Below are 2,966 nucleotides of genomic sequence, written 5' to 3'. Positions count from 1 at the left end.
TTGCAGTCGGCGGATCGGGGCCAGCTCAACACGGCTCATTCGGCGATTCAGACGCTCGACTTGGCGCAGTGTTGGACGCTTGATCCGACCGGCAACTGGTCGCATTACCGTCAAGACGACAACGGCGACGGGACTTGGGATTTGATCCAGGATCGGACGGCGAACACCGTCAACGAGATCACCGACATCGACAATCTGTCCGGCACGCCGTGGGCCACTCCCGCCTACGACAAGAACGGGAACAGCACCAGTATTCCCCGGCCCGATTTAGGCAGCGGCGCATCGATGACCGCCACCTACGATGCCTGGAACCGGATGACCAAGCTGGTCGACAACTCGACCTCGAGCACATTACTTAAGAACGAGTTCGATGGTCGCAACTTCCGAATCGTCGCCAAGCAGTACAGCGGTGGCACGCTGTCGGACACCCGGCACTATTATTTCACCGACAACTGGCAGTGCGTCGAGGAACGGCTTGGCAGTGCCAGGACGCCTGGACGGCAGCACGTGTGGGGGCTGCGTTACATCGACGATTTGATCGTTCGGGATCGGGATACCAATGCCGACGGAACGCTCGACGAGCGGCTGCACCACTGTGCCGACGCCAATTGGAACACCGTGGCCGTCGTCGATAGCGGCGGCAGCGTCGCGGAGCGCTACGAATACGATCCCTACGGTCAGTTGTCGTTCTTCGCGGCGGACTACACGGCGAGGAGCACCAGTTCGTACAACACCCGCTACACCTACACCAATCGAGAATGGACCCCCGACGCCGCGATCTACTACTTCCGTAACCGCTGGTACAGCCCGCAGTTGGGGCGGTTTTGTTCTAGAGATCCGATTGCATATGCGGGAGGTTTGTCGTTGTATCGGTTGCGTTTCATCTTGTCCCGCGTCGATCCTACGGGGCTCCGCAGTTTCGACCCTGACTGGATAGGTAGCCCCGGTTGCTACGATTATTGTCGCGGAGCCGGTTACTCAGAAAATGACTGTTATTACTTTTGTTTCGAGAACAATTCGCTTCCAGGTGACTGGGAGTCTCTGCCACCGGATCGACACGGAGAGCCCAGAGAGCCTTCACACTACCCGCCGATATGGATAGTTGAGCAACGTCCTGTAGCTGTTAACGCCGAGGAATTTCGGACATGGAAACCAGAGGGCTACGAAGACCAAGACGACGATCGGAAATGCAATTGCATACTGTCCGTGCCGGGGGACAATGGGGCGATTGAACGGCCAGCTGGTGTTCTGCAAGCCATTTCCCCTCCTGGATACGGTAATGCAAGCTGCATGATAGGAGAAAGCGTTCTTGCGACGTATAAGGGCGTATGCCAGCCAATTGGACGCGACGAAGGCTGCTGCGACGGCGAGCGTGGCGGCTGCATTGTGACTGTATTGTGGCACTGCATGCGTCAAGGTTCAATCAATAATTGGGTGCGTCGCGATTTCCCAGGAGACTGCACATGACTTTCGCTCGTAACGCTTTTTTCAGGAACGTATTGCTTTTCGTGCTGACAATTTTGATCAGTTGCACGTTCCCTTCTCCAACTTTATGCCAAGATGAAATCGGAAGCGCCAGCCCAATAGTCACGGATGGAACTTTTCCTTCCAGAGACATCGTGGTGTTGGGACTTTCTTCTATTTTGATTCGTGATGGCGCACGCTTGCGAACGGAAGGAGGATTAAATGATTCAAAAAAGTTTGCGGACGTTGATTCGGTTGAGCTGGAAGGGCACATCAACCGTGACCTGATTGCATTTGTTGCCTCGTTTGAGAATCTACGCGCTCTAACTGTGCATGATCAACCCCCACAGCTTGACCTTAACAACACACTGTCGCCTCTCGGGCAAGCGAAAAATCTGAAAATCCTACGGCTGCCGGTTGTGGAGACGTCTATTCGACGGTGCGCCGTTCTCGGAGAACTTCAAGGCCTAGAAAGGTTGCAGTTGGGTTTCCTTTTGACTCGCGAAGATTTTAGTGCGATTTCGAAGCTTCCGGATCTTCGTGTCCTCGACATTTTCGGGATCCAAAGATCTTCCTACGCAATTGGCGACCGAATTCATTTTGACTCTTTGGATGAACTGTCTGTGAGTGCATATTCTGATTTAATGCACTTTAAGCAGACAGATCGCATTCGCAAGCTGCACATTCGGCAGCATTTTGAAGACCAGTATTTAAACGACCTATTGCGTTTCAAGAACCTGTTGGAACTGAGCATAACCGGATCGTGCGTTGAAGTAGTCGCGCAACTAGAGCGATTACCTGAGCTGCAGTCTCTAACCATTGCAGTGTCCAGGAGAATTAGATAGGAGAGTGAAGGGCTTCGCCGGGGTCAAAGGGCCGCACCGGGGTCAAGGGCTGCGCCGGGGATCGCGGTAGGGACGACTGTTGCCAGCCGTCCCCCGCACAGATCCGTACGCGAAGTACTACCTCATACGGCTCCTGCTGCTAAGCACGTGCACGGGAATCATTCGGAATACGGGGAAGGCTTCGCCGGGGTCAGACCCTGTTTTCGGTGTTCGATCTAGGAAAGTGGGGGAGTCGCTTCGCGACGGTCAGCCTTGTGTTCGCTATTCGATAATGCACGTCTGCTTGGTCACTATTGCGAACACCTAACACAAGGCCTGACCCTGGCGAAGCGGAAGCGATCGCCGCAATGGCGAGATTTCTTTCAACGGCTCGGGGCGTTTGTCCCCGGTGCGGCGACGCTAGGGTAGGTTCCTTCGCAAAAACAGGGCGGTAACTATTGCCCCCCCGCCTGTGACCGCTACCCTGAATTCGCCGAGTCATTGGCGGTGACTCAGGTGGGGCCTCTTCAGGACAGCTACGAATACGGGGTAGACATGTCGATCAGCAGCTCATCAAGCGGTTTCTTCAGCAGCTCATCTTCCAGCAGCAGCTCTTCGTCAAGTAGCTCCAGCAGCAGTTCTTCTTCCAGCAGCAGCTCCTCGTCAAGCAGTAGTTCC

At 54.9% G+C, this 2,966-nt stretch carries 2 protein-coding genes; both read left to right on the top strand.

All coding sequences use genetic code 11. The features are described from left to right. Positions 1-1,467, top strand: a 1,467-nt coding sequence (locus tag GE027_RS22410) for an RHS repeat-associated core domain-containing protein (RefSeq protein ID WP_162006895.1), incomplete at its 5' end; no start/stop codon positions are given. Continuing rightward, positions 1,464-2,309 carry a hypothetical protein gene (locus tag GE027_RS22405; RefSeq protein WP_153559462.1) on the top strand — a complete coding sequence of 282 codons (846 nt, stop codon included), beginning with the start codon at positions 1,464-1,466 and terminating at the stop codon, positions 2,307-2,309. The genes GE027_RS22410 and GE027_RS22405, both read left to right, overlap by 4 nt. Positions 2,310-2,966 lie beyond the last annotated feature (657 nt).

Source organism: Roseimaritima sediminicola, from assembly GCF_009618275.1.
GTDB lineage: Bacteria > Planctomycetota > Planctomycetia > Pirellulales > Pirellulaceae > Roseimaritima > Roseimaritima sediminicola.
The sequence above is the reverse complement of the archived record's forward strand: the minus strand, read 5'-3'. Positions and strand labels throughout refer to the sequence as shown.

What these genes read in the sequence shown, in the direction of transcription:
- GE027_RS22405 (WP_153559462.1), top strand. Translation starts at nt 1,464, where the DNA reads ATGACTTTCGCTCGTAACGCTTTTTTCAGGAACGTATTGCTTTTCGTG.